Here is a 15,874-nt window from a genome sequence, read left to right as displayed (position 1 = left end):
GAAAATCCCTACTGCGCTTCGCTAGAATTGCCACAAGGATTGGGTTTGGATGCCCAACCCAACTTTAGCCATTCGACCCAAACTTAGGAACTTCACGCCGTGCATCTCAAGACTCTCACCGTTCGCGGATTCAAGTCTTTTGCGTCGGCGACAACCTTTGAATTCGAACCCGGTGTCACTGCTGTTGTCGGGCCTAACGGCTCGGGCAAATCCAATGTAGTGGATGCGCTGTCTTGGGTCATGGGGGAGCAGGGTGCCAAGACACTTCGCGGCGGCAAGATGGAAGACGTGATCTTTGCTGGCACGTCGGGTCGCCCTCCGCTTGGACGTGCCCACGTTTCCTTGACCATCGATAACGCAGATGGCCAGCTGCCAATCGACTATGCAGAAGTCACTATCTCCCGCACGTTATTCCGTACCGGCGGATCCGAGTATGCGATTAATGGAAGCTCGTGTCGTCTCCTAGACATCCAAGAGCTGCTGTCGGACTCCGGCTTGGGTCGGGAAATGCATGTCATTGTCGGGCAGGGGCAGCTGGATCGCATTCTGCACGCGACAGCCGAAGACCGACGTGGGTTCATTGAAGAGGCGGCCGGCGTGCTCAAGCACCGTCGGCGCAAAGAGAAAACTCTGCGTAAGCTGCAGGCAATGCAGGGAAACCTGGATCGCCTTGAAGATTTGAGCGCTGAGGTGCGGCGCCAATTGGCCCCGTTGGGACGGCAGGCGAAAATTGCTCGCCGCGCGCAGACGGTCCAGCTCGACGTCAGGGACGCAAAGTCGCGGCTGCTCGCTGATGATTTGGTCACGCTGAATAACAAGCTTGCACAAGATATTGATGACGAATCAAAGATCCAAGCCCAGCAGGAAGAGGCTGCTGCACGCCTGGAACGCGTCAAGAAGCATATCGAAGAATTCGCTTCCCAGATGGAAACCATTACCCCGCGTCTTGGGCAGATTCAGGAAACATGGGTTGCGCTGAGTACCCAGGCAGAAAGGTACCGTTCGCTTGCCGCGTTGGCTCGTGAACGAGCGAAATTGCTGGAGAGCAACGAAACTCATTTCGATTCCAGCCGAGATCCCGAGCGGTTGGAAGCCCAAGCTGAGCGAATGAGCTCAGAACTTGAGGAACTGGAAGAAGCTCTTGAAGACCGCCATGAGATCCTGGCTGAAGCCGTCGAAGCCAAGGAGCAGGCCGAGGAAGCTTCACGGGCTGAACAACAACGAATGGCTGCCATGCTTCGTGCCGCAGCGGATCGCCGCGAGGGGATGTCCCGGCTAGCCTCCCAGGTGGCTTCCGCACGTAGCCGTGTCGATGTAACTCGGGCTGAGATATCTCGCCTTCAGGAAAGTATCCGTTCCTTCGACTCGGATCTTGAATTGGATTCGCGCTCTCACGCCGAAGTCGCCACCGATCTTGAAAAACAGCTAGCTGGCGAAGCGCAGCTGAATCTGGATTTCGAGAGTGCGGATCAAGAACATTCAGCTTTGTCAGAAGCACACAACGCCGATAGCCAGCGGGAACGTGAACTATCTGTGCGTGTTTCCGGACTGCGCGCACGCCTTGATGCCCTGAAGCTGAACTCAAAACCAGATGATCAGTCCGCTCAGCTTCTTCGTTCGGCTGCTGGCAAGCTCCTGGGGCGTTTGGGCGAGCTGATTACGGTCAACCCCGGATACGAACAGGCCATCGCCGCGATATTGCGTGAGAACGCCGAAGCCTTGGTAGCCAAGAACCTTGGCAACGCGCTGGAGCTCATCGAAGAGCTGCAACAGCAAGAGGCCAGCCAGGTTTTCCTGCACGCAGAGCTGTCTTCACAGGTTGCTACTGCGGATGGCGTGGCTAACGCCGTGAGCGCTCGTGAAGTTGTCGCTGCCGATAGTGCCCTGGACAGTTTGCTTGATCAGCTTTTTGCTGGCCACTACATCATTGATGAGATGAGCCAAGCGCCGGCAGTATTGGCGCAGCACCCGTCGGCTTTGCTCACCACCTTGGACGGCATAACTGTTTCCGCGTTGCGCAGCTCTGTGGGGGATTCAGCGGGCGCTTCCTTGATCGCTCAACAGTCATTGGTAGAACAGACGGAAACCGAACTATCCCAGTGCCAAGAAGAACTTTCATCAGTTGAACAAAGACTGGCCCAACGAGGTCCAGAGCTCTCTGTCGCCCAGCAACAGCGAGAGGACGCCCTATCCGCTTTAACGGAATCAGACGCGACCATTGATGAACTGTCGTCGTATCTGGCACGTCTCGGGCAGAAGTTGCGCAGCGCGCAATCGGATAAATCCGCGTTGGAGGGAAAACTCGAAGCAACGCTTGAGAAGCTGGAAATTGAGCAGGACTCCCTGGAAGAGATTACCGAGCGCATGGAACTTGCTTCGACCGATCAAGACGAAGAAACCGTGGACGATGCGGCCCGGGCAGCACTGGCCGATGCCGCGGCCGCCGCACGCCAGCAGGAATTGGAAGCCCGTTTGGCCTTGCGCAGCAGCGAAGAGCGCGTTTCTGCGTTGCGCTCACGCATCGAAGGGTTGCGCCGCACTGCGGCCGCCGAGCGAAATCACCGTGAAGTCGCCGCCCGACGCGCTGAACAGCGCAAGGCCCAGGCCGCCAATGCGAACCGCATTGAGCAAGCAGCTGAACGCGTCCTGCGTTTCATTGAAGTATCGGTATCCATGGCTGGCCAAGAACGCGAAGAACTCGACGGCAAGAAAACTGAACTTGAAACCATGCTGGGTAGCCAGCGCAGGGAAGCGGAACAGCTCTCCGCAGAGCTCGCCCGGCTTGCGGATGCCGTGCATCGCGACGAGATGGCCCGTGCAGAACTGCGGATGCGTATTGAGAACCTTGAGACCAAGGCACTGGAAGAACTGGGATTCACCCCCGATCATCTGATTGCCAACTATGGTCCAGACCAGCTGATTCCGGAAGCTGTAGATGAAGATGACAAGTGGGGTGCGCTGCGGCAGAGCGTTGACGAAGACGGGAACCCTGTCGGCACCCGAGCTTATGATCGCGTGGAGCAGGAAAAGCGGCTAAAGAAAGCGGAACGCGACCTGGCGGCCTTGGGCAAGGTCAATCCGCTGGCACTTGAAGAATTCGCCGCCTTGGAAGAGCGCCATAAATTCCTGTCCGGCCAGCTAGAGGATTTGAAGAAGTCCCGTGGGGATTTGCAGCAGATCATTGCTGACGTTGATTCCCACGTCGAACGAGTGTTCACCGAGGCCTACAACGACACAGCCGTGCAGTTCAAGCGGATCTTCGACCGCCTGTTCCCGGGCGGCGAGGGCCAGCTCGTGCTCACTGATCCGGAGAATATGCTCACCACGGGCATCGAGGTGGAAGCGCGTCCAGCCGGCAAGAAGATCAAACGGCTCTCGCTGCTCTCCGGTGGCGAGCGTTCGCTGACTGCCGTCGCCTTACTGGTCGCCATCTTCAAGGCCCGGCCATCGCCGTTCTATGTAATGGACGAGGTCGAGGCTGCCTTGGACGATATGAACTTGGGTCGCCTGATCACGATCTTTGAGGAGTTGCGCGAGTCCTCCCAGCTGATCGTGATTACCCACCAGAAAAAGACCATGGAAGTGGCTGATGCGCTGTACGGCGTCACCATGCGCGGAGACGGAGTTTCCAAGGTCATCAGCCAGAAAATGGAAAGAGCTGTAACGCCGTAGCCATTGCGGTACAGTTGGAATTTATAGGTACGAGCAAATTCGTTCTGTAACTCATTATCTCTACTTAGGCTGGCATGGCATTTTTCCGTAAACGCAGCAAAGATAACTCTGAAGTGCCCTTACTTTCTGTCCGTCGGGGAGCTGAGGAGAAGTCTATTGTCGCCGCGGCGCAAAAGAGCCTAGAACCTGCTCCATTAGTGAGCGTGGTTATTCCTGTTTACAACGCAATGCCATACCTGACGGAACTGCTTAATTCACTTGAAGCCCAAGACTTGAAATCAGAAGATTTCGAAGTCATTGCAGTAGATGACGGCTCTACGGATTTTGGCGGAGAGATCTTGGACATCTATGCGAAGCGAAATTCGAACTTCAACGTTGTGCATCAAGAAAACAGCGGGTGGCCCGGTAAGCCGCGCAATGTGGGAATCGACCATGCGCGAGGAGAATATGTCTTCTTCATCGACAGTGATGATCGGCTCGGTATCGAAGCGCTCAGGCGCATGACGTCTTTCGCCCTGAAACATGACGTGGATGTTCTTGTCCCGAAAATGGTGGGCTTGGACGGCCGAAGAGTTCAAGCGAAATTATTCGGGAAAACAATTCTCGATGTTGACTACGACTTTATTTTGCGGACCCTGTCGCCGCAAAAGATGATTCGTCGCAGTCTGCTCAATTCGCATGGTATCCGCTTTGTCGAAGAGAAAGTCAGGCTGGAAGATGGCATCGCCATGGTCGAGACTTATTCCGTTGCTCAGCGAATAAGCATCCTGGGCGACTACAACTACTACGAGATCCGGCTGAGATCCGACGGCCAGAATATTAGTACGCAGCGGATCGATCCTGCCGGTTACGTTGATTCCTTGTCCAAGATCGCCCAAACAATAGCGGACTACACAGGAACGGATCTGGCGTTGGCCCGGAAGCGCATCGCCGGATTGTTCGTTCGCAAAGGCTTGCGCTTCTACGACGGCCAACGTTTCCTGCGCTTCACTGCCGAACAGCGTGAGGCGTGGGTATCAAATCATAAGGGTTTCTTGGAATCTTTCCACCTGGACAACCCTGCAGAGTTCTTCAAGCCGCAGGACGCTCGGCTGGTCGAAGCCATCCTAGACAGCGATATCGAGTACTTGGAAGAGCATGCACGAAAGAAGATCGAAGCGGAACAACCGCCAGCGGTTGTCTCGATTGAGAATACTGCTGAAAATGTTTCGTTGATTGTCGATTTGCCCGCTACAGGTCCGGCGCCGAAAGGCATCCATATCAGGGATCGGGATACCGAAATCCTGGCAATGGGTGAAATCGCAGTTGACGACAGCGGATCACGAATGACCGCATCTTTTTCGCGAGATTGCGTGCTTGAGTCTGTCTCCCGATTGGGCAACATCTTCATCGAGTACCATGGAGTTCCTGCAAAACGGATCAAGATGGGGAACAATGTTGCGAACCAGGAATTCGACGGCTTGCTGGTCTATGCAACCTCTAACGGATATTTGAGCATAGATACTCGCCAAGCGAGGTAGCACATCGGCTCATGGAGCCGTGCCGGCTGGCTGCAAATTGCCTTGCGACGCCGTGCGGAAGCAAAAAAGCTCGTAGTTGCCACTAGCGGCAACTACGAGCTTCTTTACTGTGCGACGGCTAATTCGCCATGCCTACGAGCACGTATTGAGCTTTCCGTCATTCCGGTAAGCAACTGTTGAATCCAGAGCCAGCGGTCCGCCAATGAGGACGTTGGTCCAGCCTTCCATGCTGGTCAGGGCAGAGCCGATTGATTTAGGCAGGCAGGTCTTCTTGGCCAGCAGCATTGGTGCCCCGTTATAGCCTGCCGCAACAGCACCGCTGAGACCGTCCGGGAAGTTCTTGCCGTTGGCAATGAACTGCCGCTGTGAACCATTCGGCCAGAAGGCCTTGGCGATGACAGCACTGGTGTCATATCGCGTTGCTCCGCCATAGCGGGCGATACGGGCATTCGGAACCGCCTTGCGGATCTGATTTTCCGCAGTCTTGGAAACCGCCAGTGGTCCACCAGCCAAATACACGGTGGAAGGATTCAAGCGCTTCAGCTGCTTCAAGATGGCGCTCGGCACGTACTTCTTGCTGCTCAACAACAACGGAGCCTCACGGTTCGCCGCGACTGCCGCCATGGAAAGCGCATCGGGGAACGAACGTCCCGAAGCAACAAACACGTTCTTCGCAGAGGACCAATTCGTAGCGATCTCGGCACTGGTTCCATAACGAGTGCTTCCCGCTTCACGCGACACCGGTGCGTACTTCTTCAATTGAGTAAACGTCTTGCTGCTGACTGCGGTCGGGCCACCTGCAATGATGATGCGCGAAGGATTCAGCCGCTTGATTTCAGCAGCCACCTCGCTGGGCAGATACGCCTGCTTGGTCAACAGCAAAGGAGCATTGTGGCGGTTGGCCAGCGAGGTGACCGACAGCGCATCGGCGAAGTGCTCGCCGGAAGCGACAACAACAGTCTTCGCGCCATAGGGGAAGGTACGCTTGGAGATCGCAACAGGAGTTCCGTAGCGGTTGGCACCAGACATCCGCGTTGGGCCTAAGCGGGTTGGCCACACATCCGCATTGCCGAAGTAGCTGGTGGTCAACTTGTAGGCGGTGCTGCGGCGGTTCTTCGCGAAGTCGCGCAATGAGGTCAGGTCGCCATTCCACACGTTGGCATCCACGTTATTGGTCGAGCCCAGCATGTTGGAGTTGGAAGAATACTGCCAGACGTTGAACGTGGTCCAGCCTTCGGGAAGCTCTCGGGGGTTCTTCGCGACGTCAGCGGTCGGGAAAATGGACACATGCAGTGGCCAGGACTTGAAGGCCACGGAATCACCCGTGCACTCGTCCCACCATGACTGGGCGGTGTAGATCATCGGCAGGCGGCCGGTCTTGGCCCTGACGGTGTTGCCGAAGTCCTTGATCCACGTGACCATTGCCGAAGGAGACATGCCGTAGCACATATCGCCCTTGCCCTGAGGGTAAGCGGTCTTGCTGTACGGGTTCCACTCGATATCCAGCAGTGGAGGCATCGTGTACCCGTCGTTGGTCCAACCGCCGCCGTTGGCCATGAATTCCTTGGCCTGTGCAGCGCCGGACGAATGGGCAGGCATTGCGAAATGGTACGCACCGCGGATCAGGCCGGCATTGCGCGAGTTGGTGTAGTTCTGGCTGAACTTCGGGTCCTTGTACAAGGACGAAGGCCATGACTGGGTGGCCTTGATGTAGGCGAAGCGTGCTCCGTTTGCCTTGGCGGTGGACCAGTTCACGGTGCCTTGATGGCGGGAAACATCGATTCCGAGGGTGCCCGGCGGACGCCAAGTGCGCAGCTCATCCAGAGAAGCGGGCGCACCGACCTCGAACGGAATGGAAGCGGCAGCATCATCCGAGGCCAGCTGCGCGAGATCCGCCAGCTCGGCCACGGTGGGGACGGTGGCGTCTCCGGTTTCCGCGATTCGCTTGGCGCCCTGCCCCAGTTGGGCATCTAGGTGCTCCATATCCAGTTCGGCCAGCGCTTTGTCGGCCAGCTTCACACGCTCTTTGTTGGAAAGATCTTCACCCTTGGCCAGTGACTTGGAGATTTCCTCAGCAGCTGGCGTGGCCGCCACAGCAGATGTGCTCTGCATTGGCGCCGTGGACTCAGCAACGTTGGTGCCGGTCCCGGGGGTCTCCGGCGCATCAGATGGCGCAGAAGACGGTTCCGGCGCGTCTGTCGCGGTAGCCGTGGCAGCGGGAGACTGGCTTGCTTGAGCGGAGGGTTCTTCCGCTGGCGCAGCGAAACCCGGACCAGCAGAAAGCGGGATGGAAAGTGCGGCTACGACCGCAATGGATAGGGCTTTGGATCGTCGTGTCCGGAGTGCCGGCATGGATTCCCCTGAAAAATTGAGTGCAAGTGACATGGCAAAAGCCTTTGCCAGTATATCTACCCGATGTTTTCCGGCAAGATTCCGGGAATTAATATCAGCGTGAAGAACAGTGGAAACCAAGTTCCCTATTCAGCCAATTTCACCGGCTTTATGGTTTTCGGAACCAGAAGCCACGCAATCACCCCGACCAAGCCAACCACTGCCGAAATATTGAATGCCAATTGGAAACTGATCATATCCGCCATGGCACCGGCCAGCAGTGGACCGATAATTGAGCCGAGATCGGTGCACATCTGGAAACCGGCCAGGGCCTTGCCGCCGTTGCGTCCAGAACCAATCACGTCAGCCACGGATGCCTGCTGCGCTGGGCCAAGCAGCCCACCGCCAAGACCAGCCAGCACTGAGAAGACGATGAAGCCAACCAGGGACGTCGAATAGCCTATGGCGCCAATGGACAAGAGCAGGATGCTCATCCCGAGGACAATAGGAATCTTGCGGCCAATGCTATCGGTCAGGCGGCCGGAGAACATCAGCGCGCAACCGTTGCCGATGGCAAACACCGTCATGGAAATCCCGGCAGCAGTGGCGCCCATGCCTTGGCCGAAGACGGCCAAGGTGAAGAGCGGGATCATGCTGTTGCGTACGCCGAATGCCAACCAGCCGTAGCTGAATCCGGAAAACAACGCCGCGCGGTAGGCAGGGGAGCCCAACGCCTCACGTGTGGTCACTACCTCGATGTCTGTTTTCTTTGAACGCGGATTGGCGGCATCTGCATCCAGTTCACGGCGGCGGCCTAACGCCATGTAGACCACGCCCGCGGCAATCACCAAGGCGGTTCCATAGATCAGGAAGGGAACTCGCATGCCCAGCGGGGCGAGGAGGGTTCCAAGAACCGGGCCAAAGACATTGCCCAAGAGGAAGGAGCCGGCGTACAAGCCGGAGATGCGTCCGCGGGATTTTTCCGGAGCCAGGCGTGCAATCAGCGCCATGGCCGAAATGGTGAACATGGTTGAGCCGAATCCGCCCACACCGCGGGCAATCAACAGCTGGGTGTAGTCCTGCACCACCGCGCAGAGCAACGTGGATACCGCGACCAGCAGCACACCGGTGACGTAGATTCTTGGCTCGCCCAGCTTGCCTACCAGCACTCCGGCTACCGGTGCGAAAATCAAGCGGGTAAAGGCAAAAATGCTGACGATGATCGTGGCAGCCGCATTGCCGACATCAAAGCTCACCGCATACTGGGGCAGGATCGGGGCGATGAGCCCGAAACCCAGGGCGATGATGAAAGCCGCTACCAGCAGCACGCCAATCTCCTGGGGGATCGGCGGCCTGGTGGTACGGGTGGTTTTCAATGCCATGTCTATTGGAGAGATGGTTCTGCCGCCAAGCGGGAGCAACCGTCAGCCTTTCTGGAACGACGTGTAGGGCAAATCAGCCCACCTGCCAGTCTAGCCCGGATGCCAAATACGCTTTCGCTGGTGCTGAGTGCCACATGATCCATAAATCGTTGGAGATATGAGACGATTTAAAGCGTGTCTGATTCGCTTATATTAACCATCATCATTGTCGCGGTTGTTGCCGTGGTGGCCATTGGCGTCATTGCCTTCGTCACCAAGGGCCGCAAGCCCAAGACTCCGTATACGTCAGAGCGCGATGCAGACGATTTGCCAACCGGCCAGAGCGCTGAGGGCGATACTGGTGCCGCAGCGGGCACTGCCGGAGCAAGCGATGCGCCCATCGCAGTCCAGGAACCTGCCGCACCGGCTGCACCACAGCTCGATGTTCCTGAACCAGTGCAGGGCCGCCTGGCCCGCCTGCGTGCGCGACTGACCAAGTCCAACAACATGTTCTCCAAGGGCCTGCTGGCCCTGCTCAGCCAAGACTCGATTGACGAGGATGTCTGGGAAGAGATTGAAGAGAACCTGCTGATGGCAGACCTGGGTACCGAACCTGCCCTTGAGCTTGTCGACGCGCTGCGCGAACGAGTGAAGATTGAAGGCAGCAAGGACCCGGCCCGGGTCAAGGCCATGCTCCGCGAGGAACTGCTCAAGCTGGTCGACCCGAGCTTGGACCGCAGCTACCTGCCTGAACCGCACCCGGACCGCCCGAGCGTCATCATGGTTGTCGGTGTCAACGGCGTAGGCAAGACCACCACCATCGGCAAGATGGCCCGAGTTCTCGTCGCTGAAGACAAGGACGTCCTGCTGGGCGCGGCTGACACCTTCCGCGCTGCCGCTGCAGAGCAGCTTGCCACCTGGGGTGACCGTGTGGGCGTGCCAACCGTTCGCTCGGAGATTGACGGTGCCGACCCGGCATCCGTTGCCTTTGAAGCTGTTTCCGCCGGCATTGACCAGGAAGTCGACATTGTCATGATCGATACCGCCGGACGCTTGCAGAACAAGGTCGGCCTGATGGACGAGCTGGGCAAGATCAAGCGCGTGGTCGAGAAGAAGGCCACCATTGACGAAGTACTGCTGGTCCTCGACGCGACTACCGGCCAGAACGGCCTGCAGCAGGCCAAGGTCTTCTCCGAGGTCGTCAACGTTTCGGGCATCGTGCTGACCAAACTCGATGGCACCGCAAAGGGTGGCATCGTCGTGGCTATCCAGCGCCAGCTTGGCGTTCCGGTAAAGCTCGTCGGCTTGGGCGAGGGCCCGGACGACCTTGCTCCATTCAACCCCGAAGATTTCGTGGACGCACTGCTCGAGGGCTAATCGCCTAAACGAAAATTCCATATCTTCCAGGTCTCCCCGCTACTTAATATGGCGGGGAGATCTCGTTTAAATGAATTTTTGCCATCGATGCAAAAATTAAAGATACATATGTTGTACTAATGCTGTTGAAGTCCTACTCTTGAAGGCATATGCGCATGCGTTAAATGGTGCTTTCAACCAAGAATGTATGCATGAAGCTTTCGCAGGGGACCGAGGGGCTATCACATGGCGCACTCATACAGTAAGGTTTTGCGCGCATGCGCTATCTTGGCAACAGCTGCCGCAGTGTGTGCCGCTCCAATGGCACCGGCTGGAGCAGATGAATCATCGAGCATTGTGCTTGCAGGTAGCCGTGATGTTGGTGCTGCCCGGGCATACCAAGACGCCAAAGATGCTCCGCCGTCCAAGTACATAAAAAAGGTCCACGAGACCCGTACAACCGCCAATCTGAACTTGCGTTCCAAGGCGAGCACCAGCTCAAAATCCTACGGTGTCATGCCCAAGGGGACCGCAGTAGACCCTACAGGGAAAAAGTCGGGAACTTGGACGCAGGTTGTTTGGAAGAGGAAGACTGGTTGGGCTTCTTCCAAATACCTAAAGACGGCAACGTACACTGAGGACAACTCGGTTCGGTATATCAAAGGCTATACGCGAATCTATGCTGATGCGGACTACAACCGCAGCGTAGGCCATGTCCAATTCAGAACCAAAGTCACTCTGCTGGATATCAAAGGCTCATGGTCCCAAATCAAGTCAGCTTCCTACTACGGTTGGGTTCCATCCAGCTATGTCGCCAAGGAGCAACCGGCGAAACAGTACCGGTACGTCCAAAAGAGCGGACCCATCTACTCCCACTACGACAAATCCAAGTCAAGAACTGTCGGCCGAATTCGACACGGCGCGAAGTACGAGTACCGGCGTTGGGACAGCAAGAATCGGCGAGACGAAATTCTCGTCGGAGGGAAATGGGTATGGACGTCGATGACCAATCGACCCTATGTCGCGCCGCAGTACCGGTACGCGCAGAAAGACGGAGCCACCTACAGCTCTGCCAGTAAATCCACCTCAAAAAAGGTCGGCAAGATTGCCCGAGGCACGAAAGCGCGGTGGGCAGCCTGGGACAGCAAGAACCGCCGTGACGAGGTTCTGCTCAATGGCCGATGGATTTGGACCGACGTGACGAACCGGAATAAGCCGAAGGGGTACACGCCAAAAGTCGTGGCGGTGCAACCGTACTCGCGATTTGCTTCGCAAAATGCTCCCTTCCGCAAGAGTCCTCGCAGCAACCCCTATGACACGTCGATTCTGACCCTCCGCGATGGCGACAAAGTCACCGTCACAGGCAAGGCGGAAGGAGGTTGGGTCAGAGTCAAGTACGGCAAGCACACCGGTTACGTCATCGAGAAGAACGATCTTCGCAAGGATGGCCCATATTCTGTTGCCGTTTACGGCACACTGCGCACCGGGCAATCGGCGTACAACCTCATGTCCGGATATCAGCAGAAGGCTATGAACCAGCGTTTCGCCAAATCATCGCTGTACCAGATGTGGAATCCCAACTGGACATTCCTGACCAATGGATCGGGAACAGTTGTGAATGAGCAGTTCCAATACTCAAGATCCAAAGGGCCTGCAATGATGAAGAAACTCGATATCTACGAGAGTCAGCTGAAGTACAACGGCAAGCCGATCTATACCCGTCAAAGGGTGAGCATGGTTGATGGTTCACAATCGTGGACCTATAAGACGCACAGGGAATCGGAACAGCTCGTGAAGCGCTCGGGGCGGTACATCGGCTCCGGCGACTTCCTGAAGCGCTCCTGAACAGAACCGTCATCGTGCCGTCCGCGAATCGGCACCTAGCGAAAGGCTTCGACATGGAGAAGAAGCAGAAGTTGGTTGCTATCGGCACTGGCGCCTTGGTAGTGCTTGGGGCGGCAGTTGCGGTATCGATCGTTACAAATTCCCAGCCATCACCCGCGGCCAATGCAACTGGAAATCTTGAAGACAGGATTGGCGATGTAGCTGCCGCTGATCCGCAAACCGGAGACAAGGTCTACGTGGATTCGGAATACCAGGTAGTCAAGGAACTAGGTGAACCGGGCAAGCTCACGGTCGAAGGAGAAAAGACTCCGACTTTTGAGATCACTGTCAACAAAGTCCAGACGCTTGATAGCTGTACCTTGCGAGGTTTCGGAGACAAGATCACTCCGGAGAACGGAACCTTCCTGCTTCTTGACGTCTCGGCCACCCTGGCGGCGTCAGCCTCCGAGGCAGTGGATGAAGAGCTCGCCATCATGCCCCTGGATGCCTCGGTCTTCGGAGTCTCGCCTGGCGAAAACAGGAACGTCAACTATGACGTCAGCACTACAGCATCCTATTCTTGCGAACTCGAAAATGCCCTTGATATAGCCGTGGGAGCGGGGAACACGATCGAGGGCCAGGTGATGCTTGATTCGCCGTACAGCTCCGGACAAGTTGTTTATGACCCGGAGAAGACCGGCGGATGGACTTGGTCGTATTAGGCAGCTGGACTTTTTGACCGCAGGGTTGAGCTCCGACAGTGATCGGAACTCGACCCTGCGGTCTTCTCGTTTCCACGTGGATTGTGCATCCTGCCCGGTGACGGCAACCACCGCTGAAGTCTTGCCACGAATCCATGGTGGTGATCATCACATTGCGTGATGCTCTGGTTGGCGCCCATTTCCGGATCCTGGTCGCAATAAGTGCTTGTCAGTTGGTAAAATCTTCTTTTTCATTGCGTGGCAAGCATGGTGCTACCGAGGTATAGGTGACCGGCGCTACAGAAAACGTCCAGATTTCTTGGGTAAAGATATCTGCTGGGGAAGTGTGTCCCTTCAACCTGTACGCACTGCATGCACGGTACTCCTGTTGCTTCCGGATGCCCGTGCGGCCAGACCACCGGTAAAGGATCCATCCAGAAGTGTCGTCGAATCAAGACCTGCCCATGCCATCCAAGCAGGACCCGAAGCCCAAGGCTTTCCGCATGGACATCCAGGGCCTGCGTGCCATCGCCGTGGGTGTCGTGGTGCTCTACCACTTCTGGGGGCACTATCTACCCGGAGGGTTCGTCGGCGTCGACGTGTTCTTTGTGATCTCGGGATTCCTGATTACTTCGCATCTGCTGACCAAACCACCGAAGAACTTCGCTGACGTGGCCAAGTTCTGGATGCGACGGGTCAAGCGTCTCATCCCGGCCTCCTTCTTGGTGATCCTGGCCAGCGTCCTGGGCATTTGGCTTTTCGCACCGTCGACAGTCTGGCAAGACTGGGGACTGCAAGCCATGGCAGCGACGTTCTATTTCCAGAACTGGTACCTGGCGCTGACCAAGGTCGATTACCTGGCCGAAGGCGAAGCACCAAGCCCCTTCCAGCATTTCTGGTCCCTGTCTGCCGAAGAGCAGTTCTATTTCGTCTGGCCAATCATGATCGGCCTGCTGATCTTTGCCGCCATCAAGTTCGGCCTCAAACCGGCGACCATCGCGTTGGCCGGCATCAGTGCAGTCTTCTTGCTCTCCTTCGGATACTCGCTGTACGCGACAGCAACTGAACCGGGCAGCGCATACTTCTCAACCTTTACCCGAGTTTGGGAGTTCTCCGCCGGCGCATTGGTAGCGGCATTGGGCGCGCGTGCGCATTCGGCAAAGAATGACGTGATGAGCCTGATCGGGGCGTGGGGCGGTGTCCTGGCCATCGCATTCAGCGCATTGGCTTTCACCGGCGAGATGCCGTTCCCTGGATACATTGCTGCGATTCCGGTATTCGGCACCGCGCTGATCCTGCTCTGCCATTCGACGCATAAGTACTCGCCCAACGCATTCTTGAGCAGCAAACTGTTCCAATTCTTCGGGGATAATTCATACGCCATATATCTGTGGCACTGGCCGCTGCTGATTCTGATGCCGTTCATGGTGGAAGACTTCAAATGGCCCCAGAAGATCATTGCCTTGGTCCTCACCCTGGTTCTAGCGGTATTGACGCAGAAACTGGTCGAGGTCCGATTCCGCAAGTTCATTGACTCCTCCGCGCTGCTCACGGCTCCACGTTTCCTGGCCACTGGAAGTCTTGTCTTGGCTTTGGTGGCGGGTGCCTTCTACCTCAACACCGAACGCATCATCAACGATGCCCAAGACGTCGACAAGGCATTGGCGCAGGTCGAAAAGGAACTGGGTGAAGACTGCTTTGGCGCCGCATCATTCAGCGATTCGTGTGGCGAGTCGGTGAATACCGAAACTGCCTACCAGCCGGTGGCCCCGGCACCAGTCGTCGCGAAGACTGACAAGCCGGTCGTCTACAAGGATGACTGCTTCGCCAGCCAGGCTGCCAACTACAAGGACCGCCCGGTCTGCAGCTACGGCGATGGAAAAATCAAGGTTGCGCTGGTTGGAAACTCGCACGCTGGCCAGTGGATTCCCGCACTGGAACCTATGGCCAAGAAAAATGGCTGGACCATTGACACCTATCTCGCAAGCCGCTGTGCCGTCATGGGCGAGCCTCAGGTCTTCGCTTCCGAGGCAACTGAAAAGGGATGCGCTGATTTTGGCGGATGGGTCACCAAGCAGATCGAGAAGGAAGACTACGACCTGGTGATCAGTTCCAACCGCCAGTCCTTGCCGGTCTCCGGATACGAAATGGAGAACACAGCAGAGCCTGCCCAGAAGGCCTACGAAAAAATTCTGGAAGAGTGGGCTGGTACGGGTGCCGCTGTGGCGGTCATCAGGGATACTGCCTTCCCCGGAGAGACCGTGGACAATGTCCCAGACTGTGTGGCTTCCAATGCTGGAGAGTTCATCGACTGCAGCGGCGAAGCAAAGCAGTGGATACCGATGGACCCGCAGGCCGATGCCGTGAACGCGCTTGATAATCCGAACATCATCGACGTCGACATGAATGACCAGCTGTGCGAGGACGGCCGTTGCTTTGCAGTGGTTGGCGGCATCGTGGCCTATTGGGACCACTCGCATCTGACCGAAACTTTTGCGGGATCCTTGTCGCCGACCCTGGAATCCCGCCTGAAGAAGGCGCTGGATTCCAAGGAATTGTTCCATTCTAAGTGAGGAATACGCTTGATGGCTATCGCCTCCACACCAATGAGGTGGGGCGATAGCCATCACATCAAACTATGATTGTAAATGGAGGAATCTTGAAGAAACATTCATGAATCATCCACTTTCGGCCTGCAGAAGCGTTTGAAGGTACCTCTATTCCAGCGAGATGGTACCGCTCTCCCCAGCGAACTCGATTTGCGTCGCTGATGACATCGCAAGTCGTTTCGCCGAGGGAACCCTGTCGCAATGGTCGCACACAGCATGTTTCCGAGCTCTGTGTGGGCAGGCCCGAAGCGTGTTCCCACGCGCTGCCGTTGCGAGGGGCTGGGCCCAGCCCACGCGCCGCAGTAGGTTGATTGAATCTTCACGTCTGGGATCTGGAAGCACACCTGCTGAACAGCCCGGAAAACGGCGTGAAGTTGTCGGCCTGATCCGTGGTGGCGTTCATCAGACCGCCGGTAGTACCAGCAACGCGTAATCGGAGTACCCGATCGGAGGAAAGGGGCGGTGCCCAGTAGTCGGAACAGCCGTATCAACTGGCCTTA

8 protein-coding genes are annotated in these 15,874 nt (G+C 56.8%); 6 read left to right on the top strand and 2 right to left on the bottom strand.

Going from position 1 to position 15,874, the window contains the following annotated elements; translation table 11 throughout:
• Positions 1 to 99 precede the first annotated feature (99 nt).
• Positions 100 to 3,672, top strand: coding sequence for a chromosome segregation protein SMC (smc, locus tag EKH49_RS08120; RefSeq protein ID WP_128470423.1), 3,573 nt, complete (start codon positions 100 to 102; stop codon positions 3,670 to 3,672).
• A gap of 74 nt (positions 3,673 to 3,746) precedes the next feature.
• Positions 3,747 to 5,192, top strand: a complete 1,446-nt coding sequence (locus EKH49_RS08115) for a glycosyltransferase family 2 protein (RefSeq protein ID WP_128470422.1) — start codon at positions 3,747 to 3,749, stop codon at positions 5,190 to 5,192.
• 132 nt (positions 5,193 to 5,324) lie between these two features.
• Here EKH49_RS08115 and EKH49_RS08110 read toward each other — a convergent pair whose 3' ends face one another.
• Positions 5,325 to 7,304 carry a cell wall-binding repeat-containing protein gene (locus tag EKH49_RS08110; RefSeq protein WP_161567477.1) on the bottom strand — a complete coding sequence of 660 codons (1,980 nt, stop codon included), beginning with the start codon at positions 7,302 to 7,304 and terminating at the stop codon, positions 5,325 to 5,327.
• Between the two features lie 365 nt (positions 7,305 to 7,669).
• Positions 7,670 to 8,905 carry an MFS transporter gene (locus EKH49_RS08105; protein WP_236641084.1) on the bottom strand — a complete coding sequence of 412 codons (1,236 nt, stop codon included), beginning with the start codon at positions 8,903 to 8,905 and terminating at the stop codon, positions 7,670 to 7,672.
• 174 nt (positions 8,906 to 9,079) lie between these two features.
• Here EKH49_RS08105 and ftsY point away from each other — a divergent pair, with 174 nt between their 5' ends.
• From ftsY to EKH49_RS08085, 4 genes are all read left to right on the top strand, one after another.
• Positions 9,080 to 10,261 (top strand): signal recognition particle-docking protein FtsY, encoded by a 1,182-nt coding sequence (gene ftsY / locus EKH49_RS08100; RefSeq protein ID WP_128470420.1) that lies wholly within the window; start codon positions 9,080 to 9,082, stop codon positions 10,259 to 10,261.
• Positions 10,262 to 10,486: 225 nt separating this feature from the next.
• Entirely contained in the window at positions 10,487 to 12,085 is a 1,599-nt protein-coding gene (locus EKH49_RS08095; protein WP_128470419.1) for an SH3 domain-containing protein, read from the top strand.
• A 53-nt stretch (positions 12,086 to 12,138) separates the two neighbouring features.
• Positions 12,139 to 12,786, top strand: coding sequence for a hypothetical protein (locus EKH49_RS08090; RefSeq protein WP_128470418.1), 648 nt, complete (start codon positions 12,139 to 12,141; stop codon positions 12,784 to 12,786).
• 419 nt (positions 12,787 to 13,205) lie between these two features.
• Positions 13,206 to 15,338, top strand: a complete 2,133-nt coding sequence (locus EKH49_RS08085; protein ID WP_128470417.1) for an acyltransferase family protein — start codon at positions 13,206 to 13,208, stop codon at positions 15,336 to 15,338.
• Positions 15,339 to 15,874 lie beyond the last annotated feature (536 nt).

The sequence above is a fragment of the Glutamicibacter sp. HZAU genome (genome assembly GCF_004100365.1).
Lineage (GTDB): Bacteria > Actinomycetota > Actinomycetes > Actinomycetales > Micrococcaceae > Glutamicibacter > Glutamicibacter nicotianae.
The sequence above is the reverse complement of the archived record's forward strand: the minus strand, read 5'-3'. Positions and strand labels throughout refer to the sequence as shown.

Bases quoted from the DNA above. Each gene is read 5' to 3' on its own strand.
- EKH49_RS08105 (WP_236641084.1), bottom strand. From the start codon at position 8,905: ATGGCATTGAAAACCACCCGTACCACCAGGCCGCCGATCCCCCAGGAG.
- EKH49_RS08090 (WP_128470418.1), top strand. From the start codon at position 12,139: ATGGAGAAGAAGCAGAAGTTGGTTGCTATCGGCACTGGCGCCTTGGTA.
- EKH49_RS08115 (WP_128470422.1), top strand. From the start codon at position 3,747: ATGGCATTTTTCCGTAAACGCAGCAAAGATAACTCTGAAGTGCCCTTA.
- EKH49_RS08095 (WP_128470419.1), top strand. From the start codon at position 10,487: ATGGCGCACTCATACAGTAAGGTTTTGCGCGCATGCGCTATCTTGGCA.
- EKH49_RS08110 (WP_161567477.1), bottom strand. From the start codon at position 7,304: ATGCAGAGCACATCTGCTGTGGCGGCCACGCCAGCTGCTGAGGAAATC.